Genomic DNA, 14,515 nt, shown 5'->3' with positions numbered 1-14,515 from the left:
CCAAATGCGTGCATGGTGGCTCAGTGGTGCCTTGGCCCTGATGTTCTGGGCTCAGGGAGCGGTTGCAGGCACCCTGCTTGTGGTCGGCGATAGTATCAGCGCCGCTTTTGGCCTGGATAGCCGCCAGGGATGGGTCGCCCTGCTGGAAAAACGCCTCGAACAGGAGGGCGTCGAGCACTCGGTGGTCAATGCCTCGATCAGTGGCGACACCAGCGCAGGCGGCGCCGCACGGCTCTCTGCGCTGCTTGCGGAGCATCAGCCGGCGCTGGTCATCATCGAGCTGGGTGGTAACGATGGCCTGCGCGGCCAGCCGCCTGCGCAATTGCAACAGAATCTTGCGTCGATGGTCGAGAAGTCGCGGCAGGCCGGGGCCAAGGTGCTGTTGCTGGGTATGCGCCTGCCGCCGAATTACGGGGTGCGCTATACCACGGCCTTCGCCCAGGTCTATGTAGATGTGGCGGCGCAGGAGCAGGTCGACCTGGTGCCCTTCTTTCTCGAGGGTGTCGGTGGCGTGCCGGGGATGATGCAGGCCGATGGCATCCACCCGGGCGAGCCAGCGCAGGCGCTGTTGCTGGACAACGTCTGGCCCAGTCTCGAGCCACTGCTGTGAGCCTGGCCCACGCCTGAACCGAGTGCGGGCCGAGGCTTTTCCGGCTCGTGCCTTTCGGCTAATGTGGCCGACCTTCCACGGAGCTCCAGATGCCGCGTCCCGCCTGGTCCTTGTATGCCTACCACCTGATCGAGCCAGACGAACAGCTGGACCTGTTCGCCTGTCGCGAGGTGCGCGTGCATCTGGTGGCCCGGCAACTGCGCCTGGGCGGCCATGCCGATCGCACGCTCTGTGGTGGGCTGCTTCCGGCGCAGCCGCGCTGGCACCAGCTGGACAAGGCCTGGCTGCGTGATCGGCGCCTGTGCCCGGATTGCCGTGCGACCTTCGAGGCGCAGCGGCAGGGGCTGTGCTCCAACTGGGCGGATGGCTGACGTCTGCCCGGCTGTCGAATGGCGGTGTACAATCGCCGCAACATCACTCAACTCTTCAAGGACATCCCGGATGTTGTCGCGCTTCTCTGCGGTCAACCGCTGTCTGACTCTGCTCGCGCTGTGCTCCAGTGCAACCGTTCAGGCGCTCGAATTTCCCTTGCCCGCGCCTGGTGAGGACGTGGTCGGCCAGGTGCAGGTGATCAAGGCCAAGTACGAAGACACCTTTGCAGATCTGGGAACCGCCAACGACCTGGGCTATCTGGAAATGGTCGCGGCCAACCCGGGCGTCGACCCCTGGTTGCCGGGTGAGGGCGCCGAAGTCATTCTGCCAACCCGTTACGTGCTGCCGTCCGGGCCGCGCGAAGGCATCGTGATCAACCTGGCCGAATACCGCCTGTACTACTTCCCGAAGGGGCAGGACGTCGTGCACACCTTCCCCCTGGGTATCGGTCGTGAAGGCTGGGGCTCGCCGCTGGGGGCCGGTCGCGTGACCGTGAAGACGCCGAACCCGGCCTGGTACCCGCCCAAGTCGATTCGCGAGGAGCACGCCGCCGAAGGTGACCACCTGCCGACCTTGGTGCCGCCAGGTCCGGACAACCCGCTGGGCCCGTACAAGCTGACGCTGTCGTTCCCCGGTTACCTGATCCATGGCTCGAACAAGAAGTTCGGCATCGGCATGCGTGTCAGCCATGGATGCTTCCGCATGCTCAACCACAATGTCCTGGAGCTTGCCGCGATGGTGCCGGTGGGTACGCCGGTGCGCATCGTCAACGAGCCCTACAAGTTCGGAGTGAGCGACGGCAAGGTATACCTGGAAGCGCATGCGCCCCTGGACGACGAGGGCAACGCCTCCGTCGTCGACAAGCACACGGCAGTGATCAACGCGCTGCTCAAGCGTGACGAACTCAGTGGCCTGCGCCTGGACTGGGAGATGGTGCGCGAAGTGGTCGCCGCCGAAGATGGCATGCCGGTGCCCATCGCCGCGCAGGTCGACAACGCGGTAGCCAGCAATTCGACGTCACTCTGATTCGTTGCTGACCGAGCCCGCCCGCATTCGTGCCGGCGGGCTTTTCATTGCCTGCGGGGCGGTTGTCGCGGCAATAAAAAAGGTTCTTCGCGGAGTCTGGGGGAAGAGCGCATTGACAGTCAGGGAAGTGGGTAAATTGGCAGTCGCCAAACGAACCAACCCCCACGCCCTGCTGCCACCGTGCATCCTATTGATCTTGCCCAGTTCTGGCCAGGCTACGCAGTCGTCGCCTGTCGCCCCTCTGCCGACAACATCCTGTTGATCGAACTCAAGCCTCAAGCCGACGCCATCCCCGAATGTGGGCGCTGCGGCCAAGCTTGTCCGCTGATCCACGAGCGCCGACTGCGTCGGATACGCGATCGGGATTTGTTGGATCAGCGCGTTCTGCTCCAGGTGCCTGTGCGCCGCGTTGACTGCCTGCGCTGTGGGCGGGTGACCGAGCGGATCGCCTGGCTGGAGCCGGCGTCACGTCTGACGCGGCGCTTGCAGGCCTGGCTCGAGGCTTTGCTGCAACTGCTGCCGATCAGCCACGTCAGCCGCCTCACCGGCATACACTGGCACACGCTCAAGCAACTCGACAAACGTCGGCTGGATGCCGCCGTCGGCACCTTCGAGCCGGGTGATGTGCGTTGCCTGGTGATGGACGAGTTCGCCCTGCACAAAGGCCATCGCTACGCCACGGTGATCATGGATGCCGAGCGCACGCGGGTGCTATGGGTCGGTCATGGCAACAGCCGCGAGGCGATCCGCCCATTCTTTGAGTTACTGGGCGAGCGCTGCCAACGGATCGAAGCGGTGGCGATGGACATGAACACCGCCTTCGATTTGGAGGTGAAGCGGCACTGCCCTCAAGCCGAAGTGGTGTACGACCTGTTCCATGTGGTGGCGCGCTACGGGCGTGAGGTGATCGACCGTATCCGCGTCGACCAGGCCAATCTCCTGCGCGATGACAAACCGGCACGCAAGGTGGTCAAGCAGAGCCGCTGGCTGTTGCTGCGCAATCGCGAAAACCTGAAGGACGGCCAAGCCGTGCAGTTGCAAGAGTTGCTCGCCGCCAACCAGCCATTGGCCACGGTCTACGTGCTCAAGGATGCGTTAAAGGAAGTCTGGTACGCCCCCAATGTGCGGGAGGGCTGGCGGCGCTGGCGAAGTTGGCTGCGGCATGCTCGGGACAGCGGTCTGGCGCCGCTCCAACGCTTTGCCCGGAATCTGCGCAAATACGCCCGTGGCATCCTCGCAAGCGCCCGCTTCCCCCTGCACACCAGCGTCCTGGAAGGCGTGAACAACCGCATCAAGGTGATCAAGCGGATGGCCTATGGCTTCCGGGACTCTGACTACTTCTTCCTGAAAATCAAGGCCGCCTTCCCCGGGAAAGCGCGATGAACCATAAAAAAGCCGGCCCAGTGAACTGGGCCGGCTTTCGAAAAACCGAGTCGCGAATTACTTGCGGCTGGCTTTTTCCAGCATGCGCAGAGCGCGCTCGTTGGCTTCGTCAGCGGTCTGCTGAGCTTTCTGAGCGGCAGCCATGGCTTCATCAGCCTTGCGGTAGGCTTCGTCGGCACGGGCTTGGGCGCGAGCAGCTGCGTCTTCGGTAGCAGTCAGACGAGCTTCGGTTTCTTTGGACATGCTGCTGCAACCGGTAGCCAGAACTGCGGCCAGAGCCAGAGCAGAGAATTTCAGAACGTTGTTCATCGTGTTCCCCTTGAGGTGGAGTTTTCCATAAAAAGCAATTTCCCAACTGCGGGAAATTAGCCGGCCTACATACTACCTATTACTTTTAGTAAGTAAACGGAGCTGGAGCAAGAGTTGCACTTTTTTTTTCCGTTATGTGAGGCTGAAAGCTAGAAAGTATGGGGGTTGCTTAAAAAACAGCCAGTTTTGCCGCAGTGGCGGCACAGGGCCTGTACGAACTGTTATAACTGTCTCGTCTTCAGAACTAAAACAATAAAGTGGGGTATGCAGATGCTGGGGAATTTGGGGCTGTTACTGGGCTTGGCGCTACTTATCTTCATGGCGCTGCGCGGGGTGAACATCTTTATCGCCGCGCTGTCGTGTTCGATCCTGGTCGCGCTGAGCAACGACGTGGCGGTGCCCAAGGCCCTGCTAGAGCATTTCCCGTTCGGCCCGCTGGGAGCATTCACCTTCGCCGGCAAGTTCTTCGTGCTGTTTCTCTGCGGCGCCATCTTCGGCAAGGTGATGGCAGCGAGTCAGGCGGCCAGCAGCATCGCTCAGGCGATCACTCAGGGACTGGGCACGCAGCGCACGCTCTGGGTGGCGATGCTGGTGTGTGCGGTGCTGACCTACGGCGGCGTCGTCGTGTTCGTGGTGATCTTCACCATGTATCCGCTGGGTATCACCCTGATGCGCGAGGCCAACCTGCCCAAGCGTCTGTTCTGCGCGGCCATCGCCCTGGGGGCCGGAACCTTCACCATGACGGCGCTGCCCGGTTCGCCGTCCATCCATAACGTGATCGCCGCCAGTGCCCTGGGCACCGACCTGTTCGCGGGAGCGTGGATCGGCCTGTTCGCCTCGCTGGTGATGATCGGCCTGGGGATGGCCTACCTGCAGCGCGAGTGGCGCCTGGCCCGTGAACGCGGCGAGGGCTTCGAGGCCAATGCCCAGGACGAGCGTATGCAGCAGTTGGCGGGCGTGCCGGGCAGCGGGCCGCATTGGGGTGTCGCGCTGGTGCCGATCGTCGTGGTGCTGGGGGTGATTCTGCTGCCGCGCCTGCTCGCGCTCTCCGGCCTGGCGACTGCCGGCGAGGGCGCGTTCGCTCGGTTGCTGGCATTCAGTCTGGCGCAGCCGATCCTCTGGCCGAGCCTGGCCCTGGTGATCGCCACGGGCGTGGCGGTGCTGCTGTTTCCCGCATTGCGTCGCAATACCCTTGGCCTGCTGGGGCAGGGCGCGGACGACGCGATCATGCCGTTGCTCAATACGGCTGCGGTGATCGGCTTTGGCGGTGTGGTCACGCAGACGGCGGGCTTCGCGCAGTTCGCCCAGTGGGTGCTGGCGGTGGAGCTACCGCCGCTGTTGTCCGTGTTTGCCTCCGTCAGCGTGGTCTCGGGCATCGTCGGTTCGTCTTCCGGCGGCCTGCAGATATTCATGCAGACGCTGGCGCCGCGCTACCTGGAAATGGGGTTGGAGCCCGAAGTGCTGCACCGTATCGCCACTATCACCGCCGGTGGGCTGGACTCGCTGCCGCACTGTGGCGCGGTGATCGCCATGCTGATGATCATGGGCCTGACTCACAAGCAGGCCTACAAGGACATCTTCGTCATCACGGTGCTGATTCCGGTGCTGGCCGCGCTGCTCTGCATCGGGCTGCTGAGCCTCTGATTGGCGGGTTTGGCCTGTGTTAGACTTGTCAGCTTGCAGTCGTTCAGGCAGGAATCGCATTTGCGCTTTTGCCGAAGCGCCGGTATGAAGTAAAGATGTGTCGCGAGTGTTTCGCGGCTAGAGGAGAGAAGATGAGCGAAGGGTTGTCCATTCACCATGACCAGGCGAGTCATCAGTTCGTGACCACCGTCGAAGGTGATCGTGCCTATCTGGCCTATATGGATCTGGGCAAGCAGACGCTGGACATCTATCGAACCTTCGTACCCAACGCACTGCGCGGCCGCGGTATCGCTGCGGCACTGACCGAACATGCCCTGCGCTACGCCGAAGGCCAGGGTTACACGGTGATTCCGTCCTGCTCCTACGTCGAGCGCTACATGGAGCGTCGTCAACGCCATCAGGCCAGTTGAGCGCGTAGCGTCGATAGCAAAACGCCGGGCATTGCCCGGCGTTTTCGTTACTGCTGTGGCGATCAGCCGCGTTGACGCTTGGGCAGCACATCCTTGAGCTTGGCGTGCATGCTGCGCAGGGTCTTCTCGGTGGTGTCCCAGTCGATGCAGGCATCGGTGATGGAAACCCCGTACTTGAGATCGTCCAGGTTCTTCGGAATCGACTGGTTGCCCCAGCCCAGATGACTTTCCACCATCAGGCCGACGATGGACTGGTTGCCTTCGAGAATCTGGTTGGCCACGTTCTCCAGCACCAGCGGTTGCAGAGCCGGGTCCTTGTTGGAGTTGGCATGGCTGCAGTCGACCATGATGTTCGGGCGGATGCCGGCTTTTGTCAGTTCCTGCTCACAAATGGCGACGCTGACCGAGTCGTAGTTCGGCTTGCCGTTGCCGCCACGCAGCACGACGTGACCGTAGGCGTTGCCCTTGGTGGTGACGATGGATACGCCGCCTTCCTGGTTGATGCCGAGGAAACGGTGCGGGCTGGAGACCGACTGCAGGGCGTTGATCGCCACGGTCAGGCCGCCGTCGGTACCGTTCTTGAAACCGACTGCCGAGGACAGGCCCGAAGCCATTTCCCGGTGCGTCTGCGATTCGGTGGTGCGGGCGCCGATGGCCGACCAGCTGATCAGGTCCTGCAGGTACTGCGGCGAGATCGGGTCGAGCGCTTCGGTGGCGGTGGGCAGGCCCATCTCGGCCAGGTCACGCAGCAGCTGGCGGCCGATGTGCAGGCCGTCCTGAATCTTGAACGAGTCGTCCAGGTAGGGGTCGTTGATCAGGCCTTTCCAGCCGACCGTGGTGCGTGGCTTCTCGAAGTACACGCGCATGACCAGGAACAGGCTGTCGGACAGTTCGGCGGCCAGCACCTTGAGGCGCTCGGCATATTCGTGAGCTGCCTTGATGTCGTGGATGGAGCAGGGGCCGACTACCACGAACAAGCGATGATCCTTGCCATCGAGAATGTCGCGTACCACCTGGCGACCATGGGATACGGTCTGCAGGGCGGCATCGGTCAGGGGAATCTCGCGTTTCAGCTGATCGGGGGTGATCAGGGTTTCGTTGGAAGCGACGTTGAGGTCGTCGATCGGTAAATCAGCCATCGTGCTACTCATCGGGTCAGGTCGTCGGGTCACGGGTGCCGGCCGCCAGGGGCCCCCTGAGGCGGTGCACAGCTAGTTTGTGCAGGGGGAGCCGAACCTTAGCGCGTACGCGGCTGCGCGACAATGGGCGATGAGTCCAATGAGCGTCATAGAGGCGGCGTATCGCTGCGAGAGGGTGTTGCGCTTCCTGCGTGTCCGGGAGGGCGGAACACCGTCAGGCGAGGTAGGGGAATTCGGCGGCGTGCTTGGCGATCCAGTCCTGGGCGCACTGCTCGATGGCGACGGCGTGGCCCGATTCCTGTTCCAGTTGCTGTCGATAGTGCTGGATATGGCACACCTGTTCGACCATGCGTGCGCGAAACAGGGTGTCTTCGTCAATGAAGGCGATGCCCACCAGGTAGCCGTTCTCCAGGCGTCGGCACCAGGCCACGACGCCGGGGTAGCGCGCCAGCTCGCCCAGCAGCGGAATGCGCAGCTCGACCGATGTGCCGCGGCGAAAGCCGCGCGTCGAGTTGCATGCCACCCCGCCCAGGCTGATATTGTTCAACCGCTGCCTGGGTATGCAGGCCTTCTTGCGCAACACCAGTTCCACCGGCATGTCGCTTGGATGACGCAGAAACTTACGCATGAACACCGACCTCGAATGCAGGCAAACTGATATCAGTGAATTCAGTATAGCGACGCAACTGGAACTGACCGACCTGGATGCCGACCGCCGCCTGCTCGATCTTTCCGGTACGTCGCTTGTCGTGTTCACAAGCACGGGCTGTGCCAGTTGCCGCTGGGCGCGTCAGGTGCTGCCTGGCCTGGGCTTGCCGATCGAGCGTCTGTGCTGGATCGACGCTGGGCATAACGCCGGATTGGTGACGCGCTACGAGGTTTTTCACCTGCCGGCGCTGTTTCTGGTTCGCGATGGCCATTTCTTTGGCGCGTTGCGCGCCCGTCTCACTCATTCCGATCTGATCACCGCCATGGACGAGGCTCTGCGTCGTCCGGCTGAGGAGCTACCTTGATGTCTCAAACCCCAGCACCGCGCATCGGCGTCATCGGCACGGGGGCCATCGGCGGCTTCTACGGGCTGCTGCTGGCCAAGGCCGGACATGACGTGCATTTCCTGCTGCGCAGCGAATATGCCGCGGTGGCCGAACAGGGCCTGCGCCTGAACAGCAGCGTGCACGGCGCGCTGACCCTGGCGCCGGCGCAGGCCTACCGGCGAATCGAGGACATGCCACCCTGCGACTGGCTGCTGGTGGGGGCGAAGACCACGGCCAACGCCGAGCTGGCTCCGCTCATCGCCAGGGCTGCCGCTCCCGGCGCCAGGGTCGTGCTGTTGCAGAACGGCCTGGCGGTGGAGGACGAGTTGCGTCCACTGCTGCCGGACGGCCTGCACCTGCTCGGCGGCCTCTGCTACATCTGTGTCCATCGCAGTGCGCCTGGCGTGATCGAGCATCAGGCGCTGGGCGCGATCAACCTGGCGTACCACTCCGGGCCGGCAGGTGACGAGGCGTCGCGTCTGGAGCTGGTGGAAGAGGGCGCGAACCTGCTGCGCAGCGCCGGGCTGGACTCGACGCCGATGCGTGACCTGACCCAGACGCGCTGGCAGAAACTGGTGTGGAACGTGCCCTACAACGGTCTTTCCGTGCTGCTCGATGCCGACACGCGGCGCCTGATGGCCAACCCCGACAGCCGCGCCTTGATCGGCGACATCATGCAGGAGGTGGTGCAGGCCGCGCAGGCACTCGGCCACGGCATGCCGGAGCAGTACGCAAGCAAGCTGCTGGCCGCTACCGAGCGGATGCCCGACTACCTGCCGAGCATGTACCACGACTTCGCCCAGGGCCGCCCGGCAGAGCTGCATGCCATCTACGCAGCACCTCTGGCTGCGGCCGACGCCGCTGGCGTCGACATGCCCAAGGTGCGCGCGCTGTATCAGGCACTGCGTTTCATCCAGGCGCGCGGGGAGGCCTGAGCATATGGGCAAGGGGTTGGGCGACAAGCTGGTGCTGGCGATTTCCTCGCGGGCATTGTTCGATCTGAGCGAGAGCCACCAGATCTATGAAAGCGAGGGGGTGGAAGCCTATCGCCGTTATCAGATCGAGCACGAGGACGAGGTCCTGATGCCGGGTGACGCCTTCCCCCTGGTGGAGAAACTGCTGGGCCTCAATCAGCGCCTCAGCGAGCAGCGCGTCGAGGTGATCCTGGTGTCGCGCAACAGCGCCGACACGGGGCTGCGCGCCTTCAACTCGATCCAGCACTACGGCCTCGGCATCTCGCGCGCGGCGTTCGTCGGTGGACGCAGCCCCGACCCTTACCTGGCAGCCTTTGGTTGCCATCTGTTTCTCTCCACCCATGCCGATGACGTGCGCAATGCGCTCAAGGCCGGCTTCGGTGCCGCCACGCTGCTCTCGGGTGGCACGCGGCGGGCGAACAGCAACGAGCTGCGCATCGCCTTCGACGGCGACGCCGTGCTGTTCTCCGATGACTCCGAGCGCGTCTACCAGAGCGCTGGCCTGCATGCGTTCCAGAGCCACGAGCGCGAGGCGGCGCGGCAGGCGCTGCCTGGCGGGCCGTTCAAGCCGTTTCTCGCGGCGCTGCACAGCCTGCAGCAGGAGTTTCCCGAGACGGACTGCCCGATTCGCACCGCACTGGTGACCGCACGCTCGGCGCCGGCGCATGAGCGGGTGATCCGCACCTTACGCGAATGGAACATCCGCCTGGACGAGTCCTTCTTCCTCGGCGGGCTGGACAAGTCGGCGGTGCTCGAGGCGTTCGCGGCCGACGTGTTCTTCGATGACCAGACCGGGCACTGCGAGAAGGCCCGCCAGGTAGTGGCCACGGGGCACGTGCCGCACGGGGTGAGCAACGAGTCGCAGCCTTGAATCTGGTGGCCGCTGCCACCTTGCATATAGCCATTCGTCCTAAATAACGCCGCCGACCTTGCTTTGTCTGATGCGCTGCTAAGCTCAAACAAGGGCCTGCGTCTGCAGTCAAGGAGGCCGCGTGATTCGCTCGATACTCTATGCCACCGATCTGGGGCTTTATGCCTCCTACGTCTTGCAGCACGCCCTGGCGGTGAGCCGCAGTTTCAAGGCCGATCTCTATGTCGTCCATGCCGTCGAACCCATGGGGCTGTTCGCCGAGTCCGTGCTGCAGACCTACCTGGATGAAGACACCCTGGACGAGTTGCGCCGCAACGGCCTCGGTACGGTCATGGCCAGCATCGAGCAGCGTGTTCTGGAAGGCTTTCGGGATGAGCTGGGGGACGGGCTTCAGGACCTGCATCTGATTCGCGCGGTGCGAGTGCTGCAGGGCGATCCGCCAACGGTGATTCTCGAGGAGGCGCAGAAACTTGGGGTGGATCTGCTGGTCGTAGGCAGTCACAGCCATGGCGCGGATCTCGCGGTGCCGCTGGGGCGTACGGCCGCGCGTATCGTGCAGTTATCGGAGGCACCGGTGTACCTGGTGCCCATGTTGCAGCATCGCGGACATGGTGACTTGTAGGAGGGTGTAACTAATAAAACGATCTATGCTGATGTATTAGACCAATAATATGGTTATATAAGGCGTTGACAGGCTGCTGGCCTGCCTTACTGCTCTGAGGGAAATCTATGAAGCTTCAGCAACTGCGCTACATCTGGGAAGTCGCGCACCACGACCTCAACGTATCGGCTACCGCTCAAAGCCTTTACACCTCGCAACCAGGGATCAGCAAGCAGATTCGCTTGCTCGAGGATGAGCTGGGCGTGGAAGTCTTCGCCCGCAGTGGCAAGCACCTGACCCGTGTCACCCCCGCCGGAGAGCGGATCATCACCACCGCAGGAGAGATTCTGCGCAAGGTGGAAAGCATCAAGCAGATCGCCCAGGAATTCTCCAACGAGAAGAAGGGCACCCTGTCCATCGCCACCACGCACACCCAGGCGCGCTACGCCTTGCCGCCGGTGATCAGTGCCTTCATCAAGCAGTACCCGGACGTCTCGTTGCACATGCACCAGGGCACGCCGACGCAGATCGCCGAGATGGCCGCCGATGGCAGCGTCGACTTCGCCATCGCCACCGAGGGCCTGGAGCTGTTCAACGACCTGATCATGATGCCGTGCTACCGCTGGAATCGCTGCGTGGTGGTGCCGCAGGGGCATCCGCTGGCCAAGCTGCCGAAGCTGACGCTCGAAGCGCTCGCCGAACATCCCATCGTGACCTACGTGTTCGGTTTCACCGGGCGCTCGAAGCTGGACGAGGCCTTCAGTCACCGTGGGCTGACGCCCAAGGTGGTGTTCACCGCAGCCGACGCCGACGTGATCAAGACCTATGTGCGCCTCAATCTGGGCGTGGGCATCGTGGCCAAGATGGCCGTCGACAGCAAACTCGATCAGGACCTGGTGGTGCTGGACGCCGACGAGCTGTTCGAGCCCAGCGTGACCAAGATCGGTTTTCGCCGGGGCACCTTCCTGCGTGGCTTCATGTGCGATTTCATCGAGAAGTTCGCCCCCCACCTCAGCCGTGAGATGCTGGCCAAGGCGGTGCAGTGCCACAACAAGTCCGAACTCGAAGAGCTGTTCGAGGGCGTGAAGCTACCGGTGCACTGAGCCTGCGATGCAAACGAAACATGGCGCCCTGGGGCGCCATGTTTCGTTTCAGCTACCTGCCACTCAGTGGCTGAGGTGCAGGCCGCACTCGCGGTTGTCCTCGCCCTTGGTCGGGTCGAAGTAGTCGAACTCGTTCGGCAGGTCATGGGCGACCAGGTACTGGTACAGGTCCTTGGAGGTCCAGTGCAGCAGCGGTGCGACCTTGATCAGGCCGTCCGGGTTGATGCTCACCGGGTCCATCTGCGCGCGGACGGCGGTATCGGTGGCACGCAGGGCAGTGAACCAGACGCTGGGCGCCGTTTCGCGCAGGGCTCGGGCGAAGGGCTCGAGCTTCACCTCTTCGGTGAATGCGGCGTGACGCGGATCGTCCAGTGCCGGGACCGGGCCGTCGATGGCCTCGCGGTGAGCGCGCGAGCGCTTGGGCAGGTAGGTGATCAGGTTGAGGTTGAGCTTGCGGGCCACCTCGTCAGCGAAGCGGTAGGTCGCCTCGGTGTTGTAGCCGCTGTCCATCCAGACCACCGGAATGTCCGGCTTGACCTGGCTGACCATGTGCAGGATCACCGCTTCGAACGGGCGGAAGTTGGTGGTGCAGATGGCGGGTTTGCCCAGCCCGATGGCCCACTGAACCAGCTTTTCAGGCTGGTTGCCGAATTCGGCATTGAGCGCGTCCAGGTCGAGTTCCATGCTGAGGACTCCAGATCGTGTGCGTGAGGGCGCGATCTTAACAAAGGCTGGTTATGCTTCTAAATAACAAGCTACTTCTATGACCTTTCATGCAGTTATAAGCCGCGCGGATTGCGTGACCACCGCCCACTCGTTAGAGTGCCGGCTCCCTTTTTGGCTCAACCGAGGAGTGTCCTGTGGAAATCGCGTGTCTCGACCTGGAAGGTGTACTGGTCCCGGAAATCTGGATCGCCTTTGCGGAAAAAACCGGCATCGAGTCGCTCAAGGCGACCACCCGCGACATTCCCGACTACGACGTGCTGATGCAGCAGCGCCTGCGTATCCTCGACGAGCATGGCCTGAAACTGAAGGACATCCAGGACGTGATCGCCACGCTCGAGCCGCTGGAAGGCGCCGTGGAGTTCGTCGACTGGCTGCGTGAGCGTTTCCAGGTGGTGATTCTCTCCGACACCTTCTACGAGTTCTCCCAGCCGCTGATGCGTCAGCTCGGCTTTCCGACGTTGCTGTGCCATCGCCTGATCACCGATGAGCATGATCGCGTGGTCAGCTACCAGCTGCGCCAGAAGGATCCCAAGCGCCAGTCGGTCATCGCCTTCAAGAGCCTGTACTACCGCGTGATCGCCGCGGGCGACTCGTACAACGACACCACCATGCTCAGCGAAGCCCACGCCGGCATCCTGTTCCATGCCCCGGACAACGTGATCCGCGAGTTTCCGCAGTTCCCGGCGGTGCACAGCTATGCCGACCTCAAGCAGGAATTCCTCAAGGCGTCGAATCGCACGCTGAGCCTGTGACCGCCCAACTGCTGTCTTGAAAACGCCGCGATTTCCGTGAGAAATCGCGGCGTTTTTCTTGCTGCTCGCGTTGGGCTACAGGCGTTCCAGCGTTTCCAGCAGGACCTTCACCTTGGTCACCGACTCCTGGTACTCGGCCTGCCAGGCCGAGTCGGCGACGATGCCGCCACCGCCCCAGCAACTGACCTTGCCATCCTTGACCAGCAGGCTGCGGATGGCGATGGAGCTGTCCATTTCGCCGCGCACGTCCAGGTACAGCAATGAGCCGCAGTAGAGGCCGCGCCGGCTGGGCTCCAGTTCGTCGATGATCTGCATGGCGCGGATCTTCGGGGCCCCGGTGATCGAACCGCCGGGAAAGCTGCCGGCGATCAGGTCCAGTGCGTCCTTGCCGGGCGCCAGCTCGGCGGTCACGCAACTGACCAGGTGGTGCACGTTGGGGTAGCTCTCCAGGGCGAACAGTTCAGGTACCTTCACCGAGCCGATACGGCAACTGCGGCCGAGGTCATTGCGCAGCAGGTCGACGATCATCAGGTTCTCGGCGCGATCCTTGCGGCTGGCCAGCAGCTCCTCGGCCTGGGCCAGGTCGTCCACGGCATCGACGCCGCGACGGCGGGTGCCCTTGATCGGACGGGTTTCCACCTGGCCCTCGCTGACCTTGAGGAAGCGCTCCGGCGAGAGGCTGAGGATGGCGTTGCCATCGCCCAGGTTCTGGAAGCCCGAGAACGGTGTCGGGCAGGCCTGGCGCAGCGCCAGGTAGGCCGCCCATGGGTCGCCTTCGCAGGGGGCCTGAAAGCGCTGGGCGAAGTTCACCTGGTAGCAGTCGCCAGCCAGGATGTACTGCTGGATGCGCTCGATCGCCTGGCGGTAGTGATTCTCGTCGATGTCGGCCTGGAACGGCTGGGACAGCCGGAAGCTCGCCTGGTCCTCGCGGCTCGGGGCCTCGAACAGTGCCAGCAGACGCTGCCGTTCGGCCTGCGGCAGTGCGGGGTGGAACAGCAGGTGGCTGGTGCCGAGCTGGTGATCGCTGATCAGCGCCCAGGCATACAGGCCGAAGCGCGCATCCTGCAGGGCGAGGTCATCGACGCTGTGTGCGGGCAGCGCTTCCAGGCGCCGACCGAAGTCGTAGGAGAGGTAGCCGATCAAGCCGCCGACGAATGGCAGCTCCATTGCGCTCGGCGCCTCGGCGTTGCCGAGGCTGTGCAACGCGCCACGCAGGCGTTGCAGAAAAGCGTTGGCCGATTCGTCGTGCGCGGGCGCCAGTTCTGCCAATGGCCATGCGCTCATAAGGTCATAGCGTCCTCGCTTGGCACTCGGGCGTCCGGCGTCCAGCAACACGGCGCCGGGGGCCTGGCGGATGCGCTGGAAATAGTCGCCAGGGTCCGTCCGGTAGGGAAGAGGGTGCAGAGAACAACTGGGCATGCGGGCAGTCGGGAATTGGCTGAAAGGGCGATTGTAGTCTGCCGCTAACATTCATCCTAGAGCTTCTGCCGGGTTTACTCCGGCGCACAGGGCTGATTAGTATGGAGTGCTTGCGGAACGTTGAACCGTTGTACCAGAACAA

17 protein-coding genes are annotated in these 14,515 nt (G+C 63.3%); 12 read left to right on the top strand and 5 right to left on the bottom strand.

All coding sequences use genetic code 11. The features are described 5' to 3' along the window. Positions 1-4 precede the first annotated feature (4 nt). From JLK41_RS13965 to JLK41_RS13950, 4 genes are all read left to right on the top strand, one after another. Positions 5-610, top strand: coding sequence for an arylesterase (locus JLK41_RS13965; RefSeq protein ID WP_210389164.1), 606 nt, complete (start codon positions 5-7; stop codon positions 608-610). A gap of 89 nt (positions 611-699) precedes the next feature. Further along, positions 700-981, top strand: coding sequence for a hypothetical protein (locus JLK41_RS13960; RefSeq protein ID WP_037047753.1), 282 nt, complete (start codon positions 700-702; stop codon positions 979-981). A 70-nt stretch (positions 982-1,051) separates the two neighbouring features. Then, the gene (locus JLK41_RS13955; RefSeq protein WP_210389163.1) at positions 1,052-2,008 is read left to right on the top strand and encodes a L,D-transpeptidase family protein; all 957 of its coding nucleotides are present in this window, start codon (positions 1,052-1,054) and stop codon (positions 2,006-2,008) included. Positions 2,009-2,188: 180 nt separating this feature from the next. Next, complete coding sequence (locus tag JLK41_RS13950) at positions 2,189-3,391, top strand: ISL3 family transposase (protein WP_179553486.1); 1,203 nt, start codon at positions 2,189-2,191, stop codon at positions 3,389-3,391. 57 nt (positions 3,392-3,448) lie between these two features. On the opposite strand, the gene oprI is transcribed toward JLK41_RS13950, so the two are convergent. Next, positions 3,449-3,700 (bottom strand): outer membrane lipoprotei OprI, encoded by a 252-nt coding sequence (gene oprI / locus JLK41_RS13945; protein WP_037003984.1) that lies wholly within the window; start codon positions 3,698-3,700, stop codon positions 3,449-3,451. Positions 3,701-3,970: 270 nt separating this feature from the next. On the opposite strand from oprI, the gene JLK41_RS13940 reads away from it, so the two are divergent. Both JLK41_RS13940 and JLK41_RS13935 read left to right on the top strand, forming a co-directional pair. Then, on the top strand, positions 3,971-5,344 hold the full coding sequence (locus JLK41_RS13940; protein WP_210389162.1) for a GntP family permease: 1,374 nt from the start codon (positions 3,971-3,973) through the stop codon (positions 5,342-5,344). 131 nt (positions 5,345-5,475) lie between these two features. Beyond that, positions 5,476-5,754: a GNAT family N-acetyltransferase gene (locus JLK41_RS13935; RefSeq protein ID WP_037047751.1), complete on the top strand. Its 279-nt coding sequence runs from the start codon at positions 5,476-5,478 to the stop codon at positions 5,752-5,754. Between the two features lie 62 nt (positions 5,755-5,816). Here the strand turns inward: JLK41_RS13935 and JLK41_RS13930 are convergent, their stop codons facing one another. Together JLK41_RS13930 and JLK41_RS13925 are read right to left on the bottom strand one after the other, a co-directional pair. After that, complete coding sequence (locus JLK41_RS13930; RefSeq protein ID WP_037047749.1) at positions 5,817-6,893, bottom strand: 3-deoxy-7-phosphoheptulonate synthase; 1,077 nt, start codon at positions 6,891-6,893, stop codon at positions 5,817-5,819. 214 nt (positions 6,894-7,107) lie between these two features. Then, positions 7,108-7,521, bottom strand: a complete 414-nt coding sequence (locus JLK41_RS13925; RefSeq protein WP_037047747.1) for a PilZ domain-containing protein — start codon at positions 7,519-7,521, stop codon at positions 7,108-7,110. On the opposite strand from JLK41_RS13925, the gene JLK41_RS13920 reads away from it, so the two are divergent. From JLK41_RS13920 to cysB, 5 genes are all read left to right on the top strand, one after another. Beyond that, entirely contained in the window at positions 7,520-7,906 is a 387-nt protein-coding gene (locus tag JLK41_RS13920) for a YbbN family protein (protein ID WP_037047746.1), read from the top strand. The two genes, JLK41_RS13925 and JLK41_RS13920, sit on opposite strands and share 2 nt — an antisense overlap. Beyond that, on the top strand, positions 7,906-8,862 hold the full coding sequence (locus tag JLK41_RS13915; RefSeq protein WP_210389161.1) for a putative 2-dehydropantoate 2-reductase: 957 nt from the start codon (positions 7,906-7,908) through the stop codon (positions 8,860-8,862). Before JLK41_RS13920 ends, JLK41_RS13915 begins: the two co-directional genes overlap by 1 nt. Positions 8,863-8,866: 4 nt before the next feature. After that, positions 8,867-9,772, top strand: a complete 906-nt coding sequence (locus tag JLK41_RS13910) for a 5'-nucleotidase (RefSeq protein WP_210389160.1) — start codon at positions 8,867-8,869, stop codon at positions 9,770-9,772. 121 nt (positions 9,773-9,893) lie between these two features. Beyond that, a complete protein-coding gene (locus tag JLK41_RS13905; protein WP_037047740.1) occupies positions 9,894-10,394 on the top strand; it encodes a universal stress protein in 501 nt (166 codons plus the stop codon). 107 nt (positions 10,395-10,501) lie between these two features. After that, complete coding sequence (cysB, locus tag JLK41_RS13900) at positions 10,502-11,476, top strand: HTH-type transcriptional regulator CysB (protein WP_037047738.1); 975 nt, start codon at positions 10,502-10,504, stop codon at positions 11,474-11,476. A 63-nt stretch (positions 11,477-11,539) separates the two neighbouring features. Here the strand turns inward: cysB and JLK41_RS13895 are convergent, their stop codons facing one another. Continuing rightward, complete coding sequence (locus tag JLK41_RS13895) at positions 11,540-12,160, bottom strand: phosphoadenosine phosphosulfate reductase domain-containing protein (protein ID WP_037047737.1); 621 nt, start codon at positions 12,158-12,160, stop codon at positions 11,540-11,542. A 176-nt stretch (positions 12,161-12,336) separates the two neighbouring features. Here JLK41_RS13895 and thrH point away from each other — a divergent pair, with 176 nt between their 5' ends. Next, positions 12,337-12,954, top strand: a complete 618-nt coding sequence (gene thrH / locus JLK41_RS13890; protein ID WP_047593108.1) for a bifunctional phosphoserine phosphatase/homoserine phosphotransferase ThrH — start codon at positions 12,337-12,339, stop codon at positions 12,952-12,954. 75 nt (positions 12,955-13,029) lie between these two features. Here the strand turns inward: thrH and pabB are convergent, their stop codons facing one another. Next, complete coding sequence (gene pabB / locus JLK41_RS13885; RefSeq protein WP_210389159.1) at positions 13,030-14,373, bottom strand: aminodeoxychorismate synthase component I; 1,344 nt, start codon at positions 14,371-14,373, stop codon at positions 13,030-13,032. Positions 14,374-14,515: the final 142 nt, after the last annotated feature.

It is taken from the genome of Ectopseudomonas khazarica (assembly GCF_017915135.1).
Classification (GTDB): Bacteria; Pseudomonadota; Gammaproteobacteria; order Pseudomonadales; family Pseudomonadaceae; genus Aquipseudomonas; species Aquipseudomonas khazarica.
This window is presented reverse-complemented; position numbering and strand designations above follow the sequence as displayed.

Bases quoted from the DNA above. Each gene is read 5' to 3' on its own strand.
- JLK41_RS13915 (WP_210389161.1), top strand. From the start codon at position 7,906: ATGTCTCAAACCCCAGCACCGCGCATCGGCGTCATCGGCACGGGGGCC.
- JLK41_RS13960 (WP_037047753.1), top strand. From the start codon at position 700: ATGCCGCGTCCCGCCTGGTCCTTGTATGCCTACCACCTGATCGAGCCA.
- oprI (WP_037003984.1), bottom strand. From the start codon at position 3,700: ATGAACAACGTTCTGAAATTCTCTGCTCTGGCTCTGGCCGCAGTTCTG.
- JLK41_RS13940 (WP_210389162.1), top strand. From the start codon at position 3,971: ATGCTGGGGAATTTGGGGCTGTTACTGGGCTTGGCGCTACTTATCTTC.
- JLK41_RS13895 (WP_037047737.1), bottom strand. From the start codon at position 12,160: ATGGAACTCGACCTGGACGCGCTCAATGCCGAATTCGGCAACCAGCCT.
- JLK41_RS13955 (WP_210389163.1), top strand. From the start codon at position 1,052: ATGTTGTCGCGCTTCTCTGCGGTCAACCGCTGTCTGACTCTGCTCGCG.
- pabB (WP_210389159.1), bottom strand. From the start codon at position 14,373: ATGCCCAGTTGTTCTCTGCACCCTCTTCCCTACCGGACGGACCCTGGC.
- JLK41_RS13910 (WP_210389160.1), top strand. From the start codon at position 8,867: ATGGGCAAGGGGTTGGGCGACAAGCTGGTGCTGGCGATTTCCTCGCGG.
- cysB (WP_037047738.1), top strand. From the start codon at position 10,502: ATGAAGCTTCAGCAACTGCGCTACATCTGGGAAGTCGCGCACCACGAC.
- JLK41_RS13930 (WP_037047749.1), bottom strand. From the start codon at position 6,893: ATGGCTGATTTACCGATCGACGACCTCAACGTCGCTTCCAACGAAACC.
- JLK41_RS13920 (WP_037047746.1), top strand. From the start codon at position 7,520: ATGAACACCGACCTCGAATGCAGGCAAACTGATATCAGTGAATTCAGT.
- JLK41_RS13925 (WP_037047747.1), bottom strand. From the start codon at position 7,521: ATGCGTAAGTTTCTGCGTCATCCAAGCGACATGCCGGTGGAACTGGTG.
- JLK41_RS13935 (WP_037047751.1), top strand. From the start codon at position 5,476: ATGAGCGAAGGGTTGTCCATTCACCATGACCAGGCGAGTCATCAGTTC.
- JLK41_RS13965 (WP_210389164.1), top strand. From the start codon at position 5: ATGCGTGCATGGTGGCTCAGTGGTGCCTTGGCCCTGATGTTCTGGGCT.